The 16,780-nt window shown below is 36.9% G+C and carries 15 protein-coding genes; 6 read left to right on the forward strand and 9 right to left on the reverse strand.

The features are described from left to right. Positions 1-141 precede the first annotated feature (141 nt). Positions 142-3,024 carry an aminomethyl-transferring glycine dehydrogenase gene (gcvP, locus tag B154_RS0112325; RefSeq protein ID WP_018614559.1) on the reverse strand — a complete coding sequence of 961 codons (2,883 nt, stop codon included), beginning with the start codon at positions 3,022-3,024 and terminating at the stop codon, positions 142-144. Positions 3,025-3,478: 454 nt separating this feature from the next. Between gcvP and era the strand changes: the two genes are divergently transcribed. The 5 genes from era to B154_RS31380 all read left to right on the forward strand — a co-directional run bounded on the left by era (position 3,479) and on the right by B154_RS31380 (position 7,430). Further along, complete coding sequence (gene era, locus B154_RS0112335) at positions 3,479-4,354, forward strand: GTPase Era (RefSeq protein WP_018614561.1); 876 nt, start codon at positions 3,479-3,481, stop codon at positions 4,352-4,354. A gap of 169 nt (positions 4,355-4,523) precedes the next feature. Continuing rightward, complete coding sequence (der, locus tag B154_RS0112340) at positions 4,524-5,837, forward strand: ribosome biogenesis GTPase Der (protein ID WP_018614562.1); 1,314 nt, start codon at positions 4,524-4,526, stop codon at positions 5,835-5,837. Positions 5,838-5,933: 96 nt separating this feature from the next. Next, positions 5,934-6,221: a hypothetical protein gene (locus tag B154_RS0112345; protein ID WP_018614563.1), complete on the forward strand. Its 288-nt coding sequence runs from the start codon at positions 5,934-5,936 to the stop codon at positions 6,219-6,221. Between the two features lie 293 nt (positions 6,222-6,514). Then, positions 6,515-6,961 carry an acyl-CoA thioesterase gene (locus B154_RS0112350; protein WP_018614564.1) on the forward strand — a complete coding sequence of 149 codons (447 nt, stop codon included), beginning with the start codon at positions 6,515-6,517 and terminating at the stop codon, positions 6,959-6,961. A 202-nt stretch (positions 6,962-7,163) separates the two neighbouring features. After that, positions 7,164-7,430 carry a UBP-type zinc finger domain-containing protein gene (locus B154_RS31380; protein ID WP_071595280.1) on the forward strand — a complete coding sequence of 89 codons (267 nt, stop codon included), beginning with the start codon at positions 7,164-7,166 and terminating at the stop codon, positions 7,428-7,430. A 16-nt stretch (positions 7,431-7,446) separates the two neighbouring features. Here B154_RS31380 and B154_RS0112355 read toward each other — a convergent pair whose 3' ends face one another. The 4 genes from B154_RS0112355 to B154_RS0112370 all read right to left on the reverse strand — a co-directional run bounded on the left by B154_RS0112355 (position 7,447) and on the right by B154_RS0112370 (position 11,273). After that, positions 7,447-8,388 (reverse strand): DUF5996 family protein, encoded by a 942-nt coding sequence (locus B154_RS0112355; protein WP_018614565.1) that lies wholly within the window; start codon positions 8,386-8,388, stop codon positions 7,447-7,449. Positions 8,389-8,535: 147 nt separating this feature from the next. Next, entirely contained in the window at positions 8,536-9,288 is a 753-nt protein-coding gene (locus tag B154_RS0112360; protein WP_018614566.1) for a YdcF family protein, read from the reverse strand. 82 nt (positions 9,289-9,370) lie between these two features. After that, positions 9,371-10,336: an alpha/beta fold hydrolase gene (locus tag B154_RS0112365; protein ID WP_018614567.1), complete on the reverse strand. Its 966-nt coding sequence runs from the start codon at positions 10,334-10,336 to the stop codon at positions 9,371-9,373. A gap of 67 nt (positions 10,337-10,403) precedes the next feature. Beyond that, positions 10,404-11,273 carry a diacylglycerol/lipid kinase family protein gene (locus tag B154_RS0112370; protein WP_018614568.1) on the reverse strand — a complete coding sequence of 290 codons (870 nt, stop codon included), beginning with the start codon at positions 11,271-11,273 and terminating at the stop codon, positions 10,404-10,406. A 38-nt stretch (positions 11,274-11,311) separates the two neighbouring features. Here B154_RS0112370 and B154_RS0112375 point away from each other — a divergent pair, with 38 nt between their 5' ends. Beyond that, positions 11,312-12,424, forward strand: coding sequence for an App1 family protein phosphatidate phosphatase (locus tag B154_RS0112375; RefSeq protein ID WP_018614569.1), 1,113 nt, complete (start codon positions 11,312-11,314; stop codon positions 12,422-12,424). Between the two features lie 283 nt (positions 12,425-12,707). Here the strand turns inward: B154_RS0112375 and B154_RS0112380 are convergent, their stop codons facing one another. The 4 genes from B154_RS0112380 to B154_RS28425 all read right to left on the reverse strand — a co-directional run bounded on the left by B154_RS0112380 (position 12,708) and on the right by B154_RS28425 (position 16,723). Next, positions 12,708-12,896 (reverse strand): CsbD family protein, encoded by a 189-nt coding sequence (locus tag B154_RS0112380; RefSeq protein WP_018614570.1) that lies wholly within the window; start codon positions 12,894-12,896, stop codon positions 12,708-12,710. Between the two features lie 137 nt (positions 12,897-13,033). Beyond that, entirely contained in the window at positions 13,034-14,671 is a 1,638-nt protein-coding gene (locus B154_RS28420; RefSeq protein WP_018614571.1) for an OstA-like protein, read from the reverse strand. Next, positions 14,668-15,684 carry an MlaD family protein gene (locus tag B154_RS0112390; protein ID WP_018614572.1) on the reverse strand — a complete coding sequence of 339 codons (1,017 nt, stop codon included), beginning with the start codon at positions 15,682-15,684 and terminating at the stop codon, positions 14,668-14,670. Before B154_RS0112390 ends, B154_RS28420 begins: the two co-directional genes overlap by 4 nt. 109 nt (positions 15,685-15,793) lie before the next feature. Further along, positions 15,794-16,723 carry an N-acetylmuramoyl-L-alanine amidase family protein gene (locus B154_RS28425; RefSeq protein WP_018614573.1) on the reverse strand — a complete coding sequence of 310 codons (930 nt, stop codon included), beginning with the start codon at positions 16,721-16,723 and terminating at the stop codon, positions 15,794-15,796. Positions 16,724-16,780 lie beyond the last annotated feature (57 nt).

Here is a 16,780-nt window from a genome sequence, read left to right on the forward strand (position 1 = left end):
CGAAGCCGATAATTGAATGTTTAGCTCTAACTGTAATTCCTAAATAAAAAGAACACCAACTTTTTAAGCTGGTGTTCTTTTTAAAAAAATTATTAACTGATTGACTTTTAATAATTGGCTTAATATTTCCACGAGGGTAAATTAGCTTACTCCCATTTCTTCGTACGCTTCAATGGGTTCACACGTACAGATCAAATTCCTGTCCCCATAAGTATTATTGACGCGGCTAATTGCAGGCCAAAATTTATTGTCACGGAGATAGGTAAGGGGGTAAGCAGCCTGAGAACGTGTATAAGCATGCTTCCATTCATCAGAAGTGATCACTTGCAAACTGTGGGGGGCATTTTTCAATACATTATCGGTTTTGTCTGCTGTTGCATTTTCAATGGCCATTATTTCTTCATGTATTTGTATCAAGGCTTCACAAAAACGGTCAAGTTCAGCTTTAGGCTCACTTTCTGTAGGTTCAATCATGATTGTTCCGGCAACAGGAAAGCTAAGAGTAGGAGCATGAAAACCGTAATCCATTAAGCGCTTTGCAACATCTTCGGCTTCAATGCCTAAACTTTTAAAAGGCCTCAGGTCTACAATAAATTCGTGAGCACAAGTATTGTTTTTCCCACTGTATAAAATCTTATAATGTCCTTGGAGCCTGGCCTTCATATAGTTGGCATTGAGAATAGCATATTGGGTTGCTTTTTTCAAACCTTCTGCACCTAATAACTTAATATAGGCATAACTAATAAGCAAGATACTGGCACTGCCATATGGAGCAGCACTAACTGCATTCGTTTTATTGCCCTTGTTAATATTTACATGACCAGGTAAAAACGGGGCAAGTTTTTCATTTACACAAATTGGTCCCATACCTGGTCCGCCGCCACCGTGAGGAATGGCAAACGTTTTATGAAGATTGAGGTGACAAACATCTGCACCAATATAACCCGGAGCAGTTAAGCCTACTTGAGCGTTCATATTTGCGCCATCCATGTAAACCATTCCGCCATTTGTATGAATAATATCACAAATCTCTTTGATACCCTCTTCAAACACCCCGTGTGTGCTGGGGTAAGTAACCATTAAACCAGCAAGATTGTCTTTATATTTTTCAGCATTTTTTTGTAAATCTTCAATATCTATATTACCTGCTTCATCACACCGGGTAACGACAACTTTAAAGCCGGCCATTACCGCACTCGCCGGGTTTGTACCATGGGCAGAAATGGGAATTAAAATAACGTTTCTATGTGCTTCATTTCTATCTCCGTGATATCCTTTAATTGCAAGTAAACCCGCATATTCACCCTGGGCACCGCTATTAGGTTGTAGTGACGTTGCTGTAAATCCCGTAATGCTGCTAAGCCAGTTTTCGAGCTCAACAATAATCTGGTGATAACCTTGCCATTGATCGGAAGGGGCAAAAGGATGAATTTTAGAAAACTCAGGCCAACTGACCGGAATTAGTTCTGTTGCAGCATTTAATTTCATGGTACAACTACCAAGCGGAATCATGGAATGCGCCAGACTCAGATCTTTATTTTCTAAAGATTTAAGGTAACGCATCATTTCTGTTTCACTATGATGGGTATTAAATACAGGATGCTGTAAATAAGAAGAGGTGCGGGTTAGCGCAGTAGGAATATTATCCAGATTGGTGTCATAGTCAAACATTACACCTGCATGACCAAGACCAATGCTTTCTGCAAATACATGAAGAATATCAAGGGCATCGCATTGCGCAGTTGTTTCATCTACCGCAATGCCTACATAACCTTCTTTTAAATAATGTAGATTTATTTTTTGAGACTCTGCAATTTTCCGGATTACATCCACATCATTCACTTTCACTTTTATCGTATCAAAAAAGAATTCGTTTACTTGTTCAAATCCCATTTCCCTCAATTCTTTGCTGATAGCATGTGCGAGTAAACTTACCCTTTTAGCAATAGCTTTTAACGCCGCGGGACCATGATAGACCGCGTACATAGCAGCCATATTAGCAAGCAATGCCTGTGCTGTGCAAATATTACTGGTGGCTTTTTCACGACGAATGTGTTGCTCACGTGTTTGCAATGCCATACGCAAAGCCCTGTTGCCATGCATATCTATACTTACACCTATTATGCGCCCAGGGATAACTCGTTTAAATTCATCCTGGGTTGCAAAAAATGCAGCATGAGGACCTCCGAATCCCATAGGCACACCAAATCTTTGTGAAGATCCAATTGCTACATCAGCACCTAACTCTCCCGGAGGTGTCAATAGTGTGAGCGCCAATAGATCAGTAGCCATTACCACTTTTGCATTTACTGCATGAGCTTTTTTAAAAAAGCTGCGGTAGTCTTCTACAGCACCATCATTATTAGGGTATTGAACAATTACTCCAAAATAAGTTTCATCTAATTCCGCTGTTGTAAAATCCCCTGTTACTATTTCAACCTTAATCGGTATAGCCCTGGTAATTAGTATGTCTTTTGTTTGAGGAAAAATGTTTTTATCAACAAAAAATTTAGGCGAAGTAACTTTTTCGCCCTTGTTCTTATGGTTATAAAGCATCGACATTGCTTCAGCCGCCGCAGTGCCCTCATCTAATAAAGAAGCGTTGGCAATTGGCAAAGCAGTAAGGTCACTAACCATGGTTTGAAAATTGAGAAGACTTTCAAGCCTTCCTTGTGCGATCTCTGCCTGGTAAGGCGTGTACTGGGTGTACCAGCCGGGATTTTCAAAAAGGTTACGAAGAATTACGCTGGGAGTAATCGTATCGTAATATCCCCGGCCTATATAGCTTTTAAAAACTGTGTTTTTTGCTGCGGTTTTTCTAAGTTCATTAAGATATTCATATTCACTTACAGGTCCTGCCACATCTAACGTCTTTTTTATTCGAATATCCTTCGGTACTGTTCTATCGATGAGCTCATCTAGAGATGATACCCCGATTGTTTTCAGCATTTCCTCCGTTTCCTGCTCGTTTGGCCCAATATGTCTTTCACCGAATTCCCTTGCCTGTTGTTCAAATAAGTTCATTTTTATTATGCGTTGTATATTTTTAATTCTAGTTTTTGTTATCCAAAAATGTTCTTTTCTTCAAAATACACATGGTCTGCTGTAAAAGGTTTTGAATGTTTAATTCAGTTATCACTTTTTTTATATATTCTGAAATAAGTTTTAAATTTATTGAAAAAAGGTTTTGTACCACACCTCTTTTCGTGGATATTTATTTTGTTAGAAAGTTTAATCGATATAGCAGCAAAAAAGAGGTGCAAAGTTACGGGGATGAAAGGAGAATACTTAAATGCGGGAAAGTTCAGGAATAGCAATTTTCCTTTTTAACATCATCTTCTACTGTTAATACCAGGTGTTTTTAATCACTTCAATTGTTTAAAACTCAATTATAAAATCTCTTAGGTTTTAAACTCTTACTTTTGCAAGTAATAATAGCCCGAATAGCACAAAATGTGCATATCGGCTTATTTATACTATGAAAGTTGGTTTTGTAAATATTTTTGGTAAACCCAACGCGGGTAAAAGCACTTTATTAAATGCTTTGATAGGAGAGAAGATGGCAATTGTAAGCCATAAAGTTCAAACAACAAGGCATCGTATTAAAGCTTTTTTAAATAAAGAATGGGAATATCAAATTATTTTCTCCGATACTCCCGGTATTATTGAGCCTAAGTACAAGCTGCACGAGAAAATGATGAAGGCGGTAAAAAGCAGCTTGGAAGATGCAGATGTTGCTTTGTTGCTGGTAGATATAAATGACAGTTGGGAAGAAGCAGATGCCATTTTTAGTTCGTTGAAACTAAAAGTGCCTTCAATTGTAATTACTACAAAAACAGACCTCGCAAAGGGCGATAAAGAAGAACAGGCAAAAAACTTCTTTTCAGGCAAATCTTATTGTAAAGAGTGGATAGGAATATCGGTAACTGCAGGTAAAAATGTAGATAAACTGCTTGAACTTATACTTACATATTTGAAAGAAGGACAGCCTTTCTATGATGAAGAAGATCTGACTGACTTGCCTACAAAGTTTTTTGTGGGTGAAATGGTAAGGGAAAAAATTTTTGAATTGTTCGGAGATGAAATTCCTTATCATACAACCGTTGTGGTAAATGAGTTTAAAGAAAAAACCAGCCTTATAAAAATTCAGGCAGATATTATTGTGCAGAGAGAAAGCCAGAAAGCGATTATACTTGGTGAAGGCGGAAAAATGATAAAGCAGGTAGGAAGTCTGGCGCGAAAAGACATTGAAGAATTTCTTGGTCAAAAAGTATTTTTGGAGCTGTTTGTAAAAGTAAAGAATAGATGGAGAGATGATGAAATGAAACTGAGGGAGTATGGTTACACTAGCTGAGGATGAAGGCAAGCGCCGACAATTTTGCAAGTTGACAGTGGCGCGTAAGTACAAGTGAGTGACACAACGATGTTGGGAGAAGAGCGAAAGCGCGTTCAAAAAATTAATAACAATTTCTTTCCCGTTAGGGCAAGAGTCAAAAAAATTACCTTTTAGGGGTTAGGGACTTATGGTATTTACAGTAGCAATAGTAGGACGGCCAAATGTAGGCAAAAGCACTTTTTTTAATCGCCTTCTTGAGCAGCGAAAAGCGATAGTGGATGATGTTAGCGGCGTTACCCGTGACCGGCAATACGGTGTAACCGAATGGACAGGTAAATCTTTTAACGTGATAGATACAGGCGGATTTGTGCCTGATACATCAGATATTTTTGAAACAGAAATCCGTAAACAGGTTAAAATTGCCATAGAAGAAGCAAATGCAATTATTTTTATGGTAGACGTAACAACTGGTATCACAGATCTTGATGATTCTGTAGCAGACTTGTTACGACGCAGCACTAAGCCTGTTTTTTTATGTGTAAATAAAGTTGATAACAGCGAACGGTTGCTCGAAGCAGCCGAATTTTATAGCCTCGGATTTGACAAGATATTTTTTGTCAGCAGCATTAGTGGTAGCGGAACAGGTGAAATTTTGGATGCTGTAGCTGAACTTATAACACCTGAAGCTTCTGAGGATGCACTTGAAAAAAGTGAGCTTCCAAAGTTTGCGATTATAGGGCAGCCAAATGTGGGGAAATCATCATTGTTAAACGCGCTGGTAGGGCAGGAGCGTACAATAGTAAGTTCGATAGCAGGTACCACACGCGATACTATCCATACGCATTACAACATGTTTCAAAAAGAGTTTGTGCTGATAGATACAGCAGGTATCCGGCGCAAAACAAAAGTGAGCGAAGACCTGGAGTTTTATTCTGTAATACGAGCTATACGCGCAATGGATGAGGCTGACGTTTGTTTGCTATTGCTTGATGCAACCAAGGGTATAACTGCACAGGATTTAAATATTTTCAGCCTCGCTGTAAAAAAGGGAAAGGGGATAGTGGTTCTGGTAAACAAATGGGACCTTGTAGAAAAAGAAACCAATACCTCCCGCGATTATGAAAAGGAATTGAAAGAGAAGTTAGCTCCTTTTACTGATGTGCCAATTATTTTTGTTTCAGCAAAAGAGAAGACGCGTATTATGAAAGCTATGGAAGTGGCACTGGAAGTTTTTGACAATAAGACCAGGAAAATAGCTACTTCTATTCTGAACGATGTAATGTTAAAGGCGGTGGAAGCATATCATGCACCCGTTGTCCGTGGTAATGCTGTAAAGATTAAATATATTACACAACTACCGACACATGTACCTTCGTTTGCTTTTTTTACCAATTACCCCGATGATATAAAAACTCCTTACAAAAATTATCTCGAAAATCAGTTAAGGCAACATTTTCAGTTTACAGGTGTGCCGATACGGATATTTTTCAGAAAAAAATAGGTGGCAAAAAAATTGAATAGGGTTGTAAGTACTATTAAGCATTAAAATTGAATTAATGCCTTTTTAATATTTATATCATTAACCCAAATTATTCCAATGAAAAGATTACTGGCAATTGTAGCAATAGCAGCATTTACTGCATGTGGAAGCGGAAACAATGATTCCACAAATAACGGGAGCGATGCCACAAACGCAGGCACTGCAACACCTGCAGACAGTGTAAAAAGGGCATCTGATAGTGTAATGCAAACAGGCGATACCTCTGCTCTTAATAGTGTCAGTGGAGACTCTACTTCATCCAGTGGTTCTCATGGCCAGGGCTCGGGATCAAGAGTTGGAGGTGGAAAAACCGGTGCGCCGCAGGGAAAACAATCTAAACCTTAAAATTTTAAAATTTGTGGGATTATTGCTGCGAGACGGTAGAGCTAAATTATTTATAGTGTAATATTTTAATTGCCGGTAATCCCACAAATCCTCTAAATTTTGCTTCAATTGTTCGACATGTAATTAAATTTCAGCTCTTCTTAAAAGGCTGGATTCTTTTGCCCCAATCTACCTTATATGCTACCTCCCGGTTAGCATAAGTTTGCATATAAAATTTAAAGATTTTAGATATAATTGTTCTCAATATTGATTGACTTTTATTGATGGTCTTGCTAACCAAATAATATTTTAAAATGGCTTCTTATACAAAACCTGTTGAAATCAGATGGAGCGACCTGGATCCTAATTTTCATCTGCGACATTCTGTGTATTACGATATGGGCGCTTACATTCGTATGTGCTTTCTGACAGAAAATGGCTTAGGTACATCTGTATTGATGCAATATCATTTGGGGCCGATATTATTCAGAGAAGAATGTGTCTTTAAAAGAGAAATTCACTTTAATGATGTCGTTTCTATCAATCTTGTTTTAAAGCAATGCTCCCCCACGTATAGCAGGTGGACGATGCAACATGAGATAATTAAAAATGGAGATATTGTATCGGCTATTATTACTGTAGATGGAGCTTGGATTGATACTGCAAAGCGTAAATTAACTGTACCTTCAGAAATTGTTTCTCCAACATTTGAGCGGCTGCCAAAATCTGAAGATTTTAAGTGGATAGAAAGAAAAGGATAAAGTTGAAAGAAAGCCCTTTAAACTAAAAACGTTTTTTGATGGGTTATTAAGCTGGCAAAAATGATGGTAATAAAAATGCTTGCCGTAACAACAATTATCTTTATCCTCAGCTAGTTTGTATGAACTGTATTGATCGTTTAGCAGCTATTGTTATACATCTTCCATTAAAGCGACTGGTTATGGGCTTATAAAAAATAAAGTTATGAAGAACGTTTGTGAAGACATTAATAATATAAGAGAGTTTAAACAAGAGACAAATCATGTTTGTGAGGAATGCGTAAAAACAAACAGTGAGTGGGTTCATCTGCGCATATGCCAGGCTTGTGGTGTTACCTTATGCTGCGATAGTTCACCACATAAACATATGACGAAGCACTACCACAGGTCAAACCATCCGGTAGTTATATCTGCAGAACCAGGAGAGCGATGGATTTGGTGTTACAAACATGAAGTGTACGCTGAGTATTAAAATATAATTTAAAGCATTATCGTTCAAATTCTGAAAAATCAAATTCTAATTTTTCTCTGTCCCAATTGCCTGTCTTAGCTGCTGCTTCGTATGTAGATTGCAGAAATTGTAATAAGGTCTCTTCAGGATTTTCGGCCTGCCGAACCACGTCATACGGAAGAAAAAATTCACCCATTTCCTTACTGTAAAATGCTTCTTTTGGTCGTACCTCTTGTTCTCCAAACGCAGCAGGTGTAGGATAGCAGTAAGCATAAAATGCAGGCATCGGAAATTGTTCGCTTCCTGGCCAGAAGCCGCAACTGCTTACCTCGTGAGAATATGATTCCTGCATTACTTTCAATGGAATATTTGGCATACCGCCGGGATGTTTTGGCGCTTTTCTTCCAGAAAATTTTGTGACAGCTAAATCAAAGGCTCCCCAAAAAACATGAACAGGGCTGCACTTGCCGATGAAGCGCGCTCTAAACCTGGTAAAAACATTGTGAGCACTTATCAATGCCTTCCAGTATAAATTCATTTTCTCCTTGTCGTATGATTTATGTGTCTCATCTTCTTTAAAAGGAATGGCAGGTTCAATCTCATTAGGAACTGCATAAATAACAGCTCGTATACCCATGTTCTCTAATTTGTCAAAAAGCTCCTTGTAAAAGCTTGCCACAGTACGGGGGTATAAATCCATTTTCTCAATTCTGCCTTCGCTCGATGTTATTAAAACCTGGTGGTGTTGAAAATCGAAATCAATTTGAAAAACTCCATTTTCGTAGGGAATGCTTCCTGTTGTTAATCCCACAGGTGACACATAGAATGTCACGTGCCATGAGTGATTCGTCCACGGCATTTTTCTAAGCCTTATTTTTCCTACAATTTGCAACCACAACTGCACTGTGTAAAACGTATCTTTCCAATCATTAAAAGGGATTTCAGGCCAGTTTTGTTTAACACTCACACTTGTATTCATAATAGTAATTTTTGTTTGCTGACTAAAGTGATGTGGGAAAATTTAAAGAATATAAATATAACTTACATTGTTTTAATTTCTTAGGCTGTATAGTATAAATTGAAATTAGTGGAATAGAAATCACCAGCAAGCAATCTTATTGGAGCATCAAACCTTACCGAAAAGCTTGTAGCCTAGTAAGCCAAATACTTCCTTTAAAAACATATTCCAGTCACTAATGGTGTACAATTTGGGAATGAAGTAATCATCAAAATCAAACTTTTTATCTAAAACCCTAAAATCTGACGGGAAGGCTACAACCGGCAATCCTGCTTTGGCAAAAACCTTTTCTGCCCTCGGTTCGTGCATGGCTGAAGTTACTAAAACGAAAGGAGGAGGAAGTTTTAATGAATCAATTATCTCTTTCGTATATATCGCATTTTCAAAAGTTGTTCTTGATCGATTTTCTATTATCAAATCCTGCCCCGGAATCCCTAACAATAATAATGTTTTATATAGGTAATTTGCTTCTTTTGGCCTGTCGTTGTAAACACTTCCGCCGCTAATGACTATTTTTTTTATTTTCTTTGTTTTGTATAAAACTAATATTTCCACAAGCCGGTCGCTTGCCGCGTTTAAAAAACCTTTTCCGTATTTATCAAAACTGCTCAAACCGCCTAATAAAATACCTGCTTCATAATTACCCAGTTTATTTATTTGAACCGGCTTTGGTTGCCATGCAGTGACCAGCCTAGTATAAATAACTTCATTTCCAAAAAACAGCACAAATACAATTATTACAATAGAAAGTCCCTTTTTTATTACAAGTGATTTTGTAAAAAACCTCCATATTAATAAAGCTATTATCCAGTTTAAAGGGGCTATAAAAAAGTAAGCAAGTTTTGAAACAATAAAAAACATTAAAGCACTTTTATATTCAGAAACGTTTAAAGAAAAATTTTATGCAAATATTCATCTGCAATTTATTCTTACAAATAATAATCTACTTGTTATTCACCTCATTCTCAAGGAAAGAAAGCAAATGTTGCTTGTAAACCTGTAAGTCTTGTATGTGAGGAATGTGTCCGACACCTGGTAATTCAACCAGTTTTGAGTCCTTTATTCTTGCCGCTGTTTTTCGGCCAAGTAGAGGGTAATTTCCATAGACTTTTTTCTGTTCTTCTGTAAGGCTGCTTTTTCCAACTACTGTTTTGTCTGCCTGGCCTATTATCAATAAAGTTGGAACGTGTAAACTATCAAAGCTATACACAACAGGTTGTTCATAAATCATTTCATAAGTAATTGCATTTACCATAGCTGTTTGTGCATAGTTCGTATCTTTCAATTGTATGGCCTGCGCCTGCACATAAGGTTCGTATTCCTCTTTCCATGCAGGATAATAGGATTGCTGGTATTTTTTAATCGACTCATACGTTTGGTTAGCTTCGTTTTTATATACATCTTCAAGAGATTTATAGGGAACAAAGGCACTGTAATCTTCTAAGCCTATAGGATTTTCAAGAACAAGCTTTTGCACTCTTTGTGAAAACATAAGTGAAAATCTTGTGGCAAGCATTCCACCCATGGAATGGCCAACTGCTGTTACTTTATCTATACCAAGCGAATCTAGCAGTTTAGCATTGTTATTTGCAAGGAGAAAAAAGCTATAATGAATATTAGGTTTTGATGATTTGCCCCAACCTACCTGGTCAGGCACAATCACTCTGTAACCTGCCTTCGTTAAAAAAGGAATTACATCTTTCCAATAAAAACCATTAAAATTTTTTCCATGAAATAATATGACGGTTTTACCATTAGCAGCAGCAGGCTTTACATCCATAAACGCCATTTTCGCATTTTGTCCTTCAATTAACAGGTTAAAGTAATTGACAGGGTAGGGGTAATTAATGATTTCGCTAAAAGAAATGATAGAAATAAATAAAAAAACAGGCAAAAAAATCTTTTTCATAAATATGGCTTTACAAAATAGAATAACTCAGCGGCTAAAAAAGAATGACTGGAAGGAAGTGCAAAAGTTATTCAGGAAGTATAATATTTAAAATTGCCGGTAAAATGTCAGCATTCACTTCATTCACTTTTCCAATATATTCGCCATCGACCTGGAAGTCTACTTTACGATGCGTGTGAATCTGTACACTCTCTGCCTGTATCACTTCAATTTTTTTAGGATCTAGATTTCGGGGTCTGAACCAAACTTTTAAAAGTGTGGAAAAGCCCAATTGTCTTATAATTACCACTTCGAACAGGCCGTCAAATAAATCTCCTTTTGGGTTAATAACTGCTCCTGTACCATATTTGCTTGCATTGGCAAGCACTACCATAAAAGCATCTCTTTTTATTTCCTTTTCTTTTGCCTTTATAATAACCCGGATATTTTGCTTCCTTAAAAGCACTTTCAACGCAACTTTGGCATAGCCCCACTTTCCCCGCATATTTCCTTCTTCAAAATATTTTATCAGCCGGGCATTTAAACCAATATCACTCAAATGCAGGCAAATTTCATTATTTATACATATAGCATCTATCTTTTTTACTTTGCCCTTTTCTACCGTATCCAGAGCTTCTTCAATGTTAAGTGAAATATTTAATTCACGAGCCATCCCATTTGCAGAACCAGCCGGTAAAATTGCCAGTTGCATATCTGTTCCTAATATCTTTTTTGCAACCATACTTACCGTGCCATCTCCTCCTACAGCTACTACTTTATGCGGTTTTTCCTGCTCAATACACTTATCTAATTCCTCCGCATCATTTTTGCCATTGAGTAAAAAGTATTTTACCTTGTGAGGAAGTTTTTCGTAATATTTTTTTATAGCATCTTCATATTCTGTTTTCTGTCTACCTCCTGACACGGGATTTATTACAAATAAGAGAGTAGATGGCATTGTTGATATCTTTATAATTTGAAAATGAATGTGATATTATGCAAAATGAGGAATTTAAAATTGGTTTCGGTAAAAAAGTTTCTTTTTATAAGAAATTAAAAAGAAAAGCTTTTCTTCTTTTCAGGCTTTGCAATGAACCTGTCGTAAAAGTTTATCATGGATATGGAACGGCATCCCTGATGATCATTTTTGGACATGTTTTTAGTTTAAGCCCTTTGCCGCGCAAAAAATACCGGCAAAACTTCTGGACAAACACTTTTGCTCTTTTGCGCTCTTTTATGGTCGTTCGTATTCCAGGCGCAAGGGTAAGAATGCAGTGGGGCAACAAAATTTACGAAGCAACTACTGCAAGCGATGGCTTTTTTAGATTTGAATGGCAGCCCGAAACTCCTTTATCTCCCGGCCTACATAAAGTTCTGATTCAATATTATACTAATGAAAATGATTTTATAAATATTCTTGCAACAGGTGAAGGTTCAGTTTATGTTCCACACAATAATCAATATGCTTTTGTTTCAGATATAGATGACACTTTTTTAATTTCACATTCTTCTAATTTAAGGAAGCGATTATATGTTTTGTTTACTAAAAATGCTCATAGCCGTAAGCCTTTTGAAGGTGTGGTAAATCACTACAGGCTGCTGGCTAATGCACATACTAATAACGGTAATCTCAATCCCTTTTTTTATGTATCGAGCAGTGAATGGAACTTGTATGACTTTATAAAGGAATTTACAAGAAAGAATGAGTTGCCGGAAGGCGTTTATCTTTTAAGCCAGATAAAGCGACTGGCAGAAGTCTGGAAAACCGGTGGCACGAAGCATGCGACAAAGTTTATGCGTATTGCACGTATACTCGAGGCTTATCCTAATCAAAAGTTCGTTTTATTTGGCGACGATTCTCAGCAAGACCCTACCATTTATGCAGGTATAGTTAAACACTTCCAGGGAAGGATAATAAGTGTGTACCTGCGGCATGTTTATGATAAAAATATCAGTAATGTAAAGGAACTAATTAAAAATATTGAAGAAGCAGGCGTACCGGTTTGTCATTTTGAACACAGCAGAGCAGCAATAGAACATTCTTATAAAATAGGATTGATCGAAAGAAGCCAGGAAATGGAAATGAAATCTTTAGGAATCGAGGTGTGAGATTGACAGGGTGTTAGAATACGAAATCGTTCTTTGAATTGTCTCATCCCGTTTACTATTGTAACTTTTTTTGACAAGGTAATGGGCTAGGATGTAAAAAAAAGTACTCTTTTTTACATTTTCGCTTTGACAAGCATTCAAGCATTTATGTTTATTGCTGCGTGTTACGTATTATCAGACAATTCAAAAATGCCCAGCAAGGTTCATAAAATGAAACCTGCAGGGCATTTTCGGTAATAAAGGAGTTCAAAGAATTATCATTAATTACTTTATACTAATGTTACTACCCTAATGACCTTAACCATTCGATCAATTCATCTTTGGTTTTACCCAATTTTTGTTGTAAACGGCCTAATAACTTGTCATCCTGCCCTTCTTCGTATTCCAGGTCATCGTCTGTAAGATCAGCATGAGATTCTTTGACCTTGCCTTTTATTTCATTCCATTTTCCTTTTAGTTCTAACTTATCCATGGTGTTTTATTTTTCAAAATATCTTAAAAAACTATGCCACCTGACCGGTAAATAAGCTCACATGACTTAAATCATTCTGCTAGCAAAAGATCGTAGGTAATACAGTTCTGCTTCTAATTATTTTTATGTTTGAATGCTTATTTTATAGCAGAAACTGTTGTTTGTTTACCAATAATATCAAATTTGTTTTTAGGTCTTTTTCCATCGTACCACTTAAACCCTCTAACCTGTAACTCGCCAGGATTTACCTGTTTAATAGGAGAAAGGGTCCCTTGTAGATTATTTCTAAAAACTACTTTGTATGGTTTTTTATCCTTGAATGTTACATCGATAACGTCTGAAGTTGACCGATTTACACCAATAAATCCTCCCTGTTCATCTGCTGTATAATAGATATTTTCAGCGCTTCCTTTAGCCCTGAAAGAATCTATGTTTCCATTTTTAAAATATCCATTTATTGTATTTCCTTTTACTTGGTTATAGAGTTCCTTTTCTGCCCGGTTTATTGCCAGTGCATTTTCAAAAACATAAAATCTCTTTGGCTTTTTATTTTCGGTATATAAATAAATAGTATCACCGGTTATCTGGTTTTCCTGGGCCCATACGATAGGGTTTTTAAATAACCGGAATACTGAATCCCGGAAGCTATAAAACATGCTGTCGCCCACTGCCTGCATGCTGTCTGAATATATTTTTACATTAAAGTAAGCCTCAAAAAAACGGTTGCTATTACTATCCGTGTTGCTCTTGATAGAAGTGTGGTAAAGGGTGTCTGTTATATCAGGTACTTTTCTCGATTTTTCAAGTTCGGTCAGCTTTCCTGAAAATAAAGTATCAGCGCCAATATATATACTATCCTTGTCTTGCTTAATAATCATGGAAGGTTTTTGGGTAGCAAGTACAGAACCGGTTTTATTATTAGACTTTACGTTGTTCGCAAAAATTGTATATGCACTTGCCGTATCCTTGCTTCTGTAAACAACACTTCCCTGCGCCTCTGCAAAACCTGTAGAATCATCATAAGCCATGTCATCAGCAACGAGGGTATAGTCTTTATCGTCAACCAAGGGTCTTTTCCCAAAAACGGCTTTTTTGTTTTTCATGTCGTAATACCCTTCCGATGTATTTACTACCCGTTTGCCACTTACAATTTTTGTTGGCACCGTAAACCTTGCTAATTGGGTAAAAGTGTTATAAAGCAGCGTATCGGTTGTAACCTTGTACTGTGGATCGTTTAAGAAAACATTCTTTTTAAACACCATGTCTCTTGTTTCGCCGTAATAGAATCCTTCTGTGCTTGTGAGAACCGTTTGCCCATCTACCACTTTGCCACCTTTTACGTAAGTACCCATTTTAGTTGCAGTATTGTAAACCAAATCATCTGTAGTTAAAACAGCTTTACTATCAGTTAATTTTACATTTTTTTTGAGATATGCTGTTTTTTCTTTTCCTAAATATTTCAGGTATTGAGAATAGGTGTGAACACTGTCCGCATCATTTATATGAATGTTGCCAAATGCTTCAATAGTGCTTGCTGTCTGGTTAAGAACAGCGCTATCACAAGAGAAGTAAGTCTGATCCTGTTTTATTTTTACGTTACCAACAAGTGAAACAAAATCACCTGTACCAATTTTTTGAAAATTATACCGGTCAGCAACAATGATTTCCAGTCTTTTACCTTTAGAAGTGTCTGTTACTGCCTGCCCGGCAGCATCAGTTGAAACAGCAAAAAAAAAGGAAACCAGCAGGGTTGTTAAATAAAAACTTTTTATCATTTCATTGTTACTACTGTCGAATCAGGCGCAGGTAATGGTGAAGTTAAATATTGCTTTTTGGCTTTGCCACCAAAAATCGAAATGCTAACATACCTTTTGGGATTTACGCGAATATCGTCCATGAGAATATTGAGACTACGTGTAGTATTTGCAAGATTGTCATATAGTTGATTATCGTTAAGCAAACGGCCTAAGGAACCCTCTTTACTGTCTATTTTCGCTACGGTAGTGTTTAATCTTTCAACGGTAGCTCTGAGTTGATTCACTGTGCCATCAATATCGGCCTGCGACAAATTTCTGGTAGATGTTTCAAGATTAGTCATAGTGGCCGTTATCTTATCATTATTTGCTGCAAGATTTTTTGTAAATGAATTTAAATTAGTCATTGACTTTGACAAAGTTCCTGTTTGTTCATTCATTAATGCTTGCAACGATGCGGAGGAAACAACAAGATTGGCAGAAATACGATTAAAGTTTGTCAATACTCCCTGTATGTTATTTTTAGCAGTAGGGTCAAACATACTGTTTAGGTTTTTCATAAGAGAGTCAAGAGTTTGAGCAGTAATTTTTACCTGGTCAACTACAGGCGTAAGTTTGGCCGTTACTGACCCTAGGAGGCCTAGGCTATCTATAGACAATATCGTATCATGATTTTTGAGGTAACTTCTTTTATCGCCCAAACTAATATCTACACTCGGCGTGCCTAATGGATTTTCTCTTATTGACGCAATTGAATTAACAGGAATATTAACCTCTTTGCTCATTTTTATTGAAACAATAATGTTATCGAGATTTTTATCAGCTTCCTCTAATTCATATACACTTCCTACCTGCAAACCGTTTATTAATACAGGGTTAGAAATCATAAGGCCTTTTGTCTGTTTTACCTTGGTGTAAATAAAACTGCCGGTTTTGAAAAGACTTTTGCCCTTTAAAAAATTAAATCCCAAAATTAAAAGTGTTATTGCAAGGGCGGTAAGTGCACCTACCTTAGTTTCATTCGTAATCTTCATAGAAATACTTTAAATAACCTTTTAGAGGTTTAATTGCCTATAATTGCAAAATTCATGCTAAGGCAAATGTAATGATTTAAAAGGCTAAAGCATTATTATGCAATTACTATCAGTTATTGCTTGTAACTGATGAAGATTGATTTTGAAGGGAATACTTATACCTTTTGATTGCCTGCACCACGCAACGTACAATTTCGTTCTGCCCATTATCGCTGTTTAAATAATCTTCTTCGGTCGGATTGCTGATAAAGCCTGTTTCAACAAGAATACTGGGCATTGCAACCGCCTGCAGTACCCATATGCCTACCTGCCTTTGCTGAGCCTGGCGGCTTATGCGGCCCACTTTTTTAAATTCATCTTCAACAGTCAATGCAAGATTTGCGCTTCTGTTAAAGTATTGTTGTGTCTTCAATGAGTAAAGAATCATGCGATCGGGCGAGTTTGGATCGAAGTCTTTTACAAAGTTTGCGGTGGCACTATCAAGATATAACGCTTCATTTTCGCCCATGGCTTTTTCTTTCATATCTGTTTTGTGTGCACCCCAAATGTAGGTCTCAGTTCCCTGCGCTACGTTGGGTGTGGTCCAGTAGCGGTATTTGGCAACTTTCCTGGTATGTTTTTTCTTTTTCCTACCTTTTCCGGTATAGTACACCTGGGTAGTGTGCCCTGTTACTTCTGAGTGTCTTACAGGTGCTGCACTGTTGCAATGAATACTAATAAATAAATCACCCTTATTTAAATTGGCAATATTTGCTTTTGTTACCGGTGACTGATAAATGTCCTGGGTGCGGGTAAACACCACTTCTATATCTGGTATTTCGTCCTCAACAAGTTTTCCGAGCTTTAGAGCTACCGCCAGAGATATGTCTTTTTCCTTTGAATACCGGCCTTCTGCCCCGCCATCATGCCCTCCGTGCCCTGCATCGATTATAACCTTTCTTAATCTTGCTTTTTGATAAAATGTATTAAATCCTAAAAGAAATGTACATTGAAAGCATAGCAACAATATTCCTAAAAAAATTACCAGGTTTCGCTTCATATTTATTGCACTTTTGCTTTGCTATTTATAATTAATTTATCTTAATATAAATAAAAC

Source organism: Segetibacter koreensis DSM 18137 (assembly GCF_000374045.1).
Lineage (GTDB): Bacteria > Bacteroidota > Bacteroidia > Chitinophagales > Chitinophagaceae > Segetibacter > Segetibacter koreensis.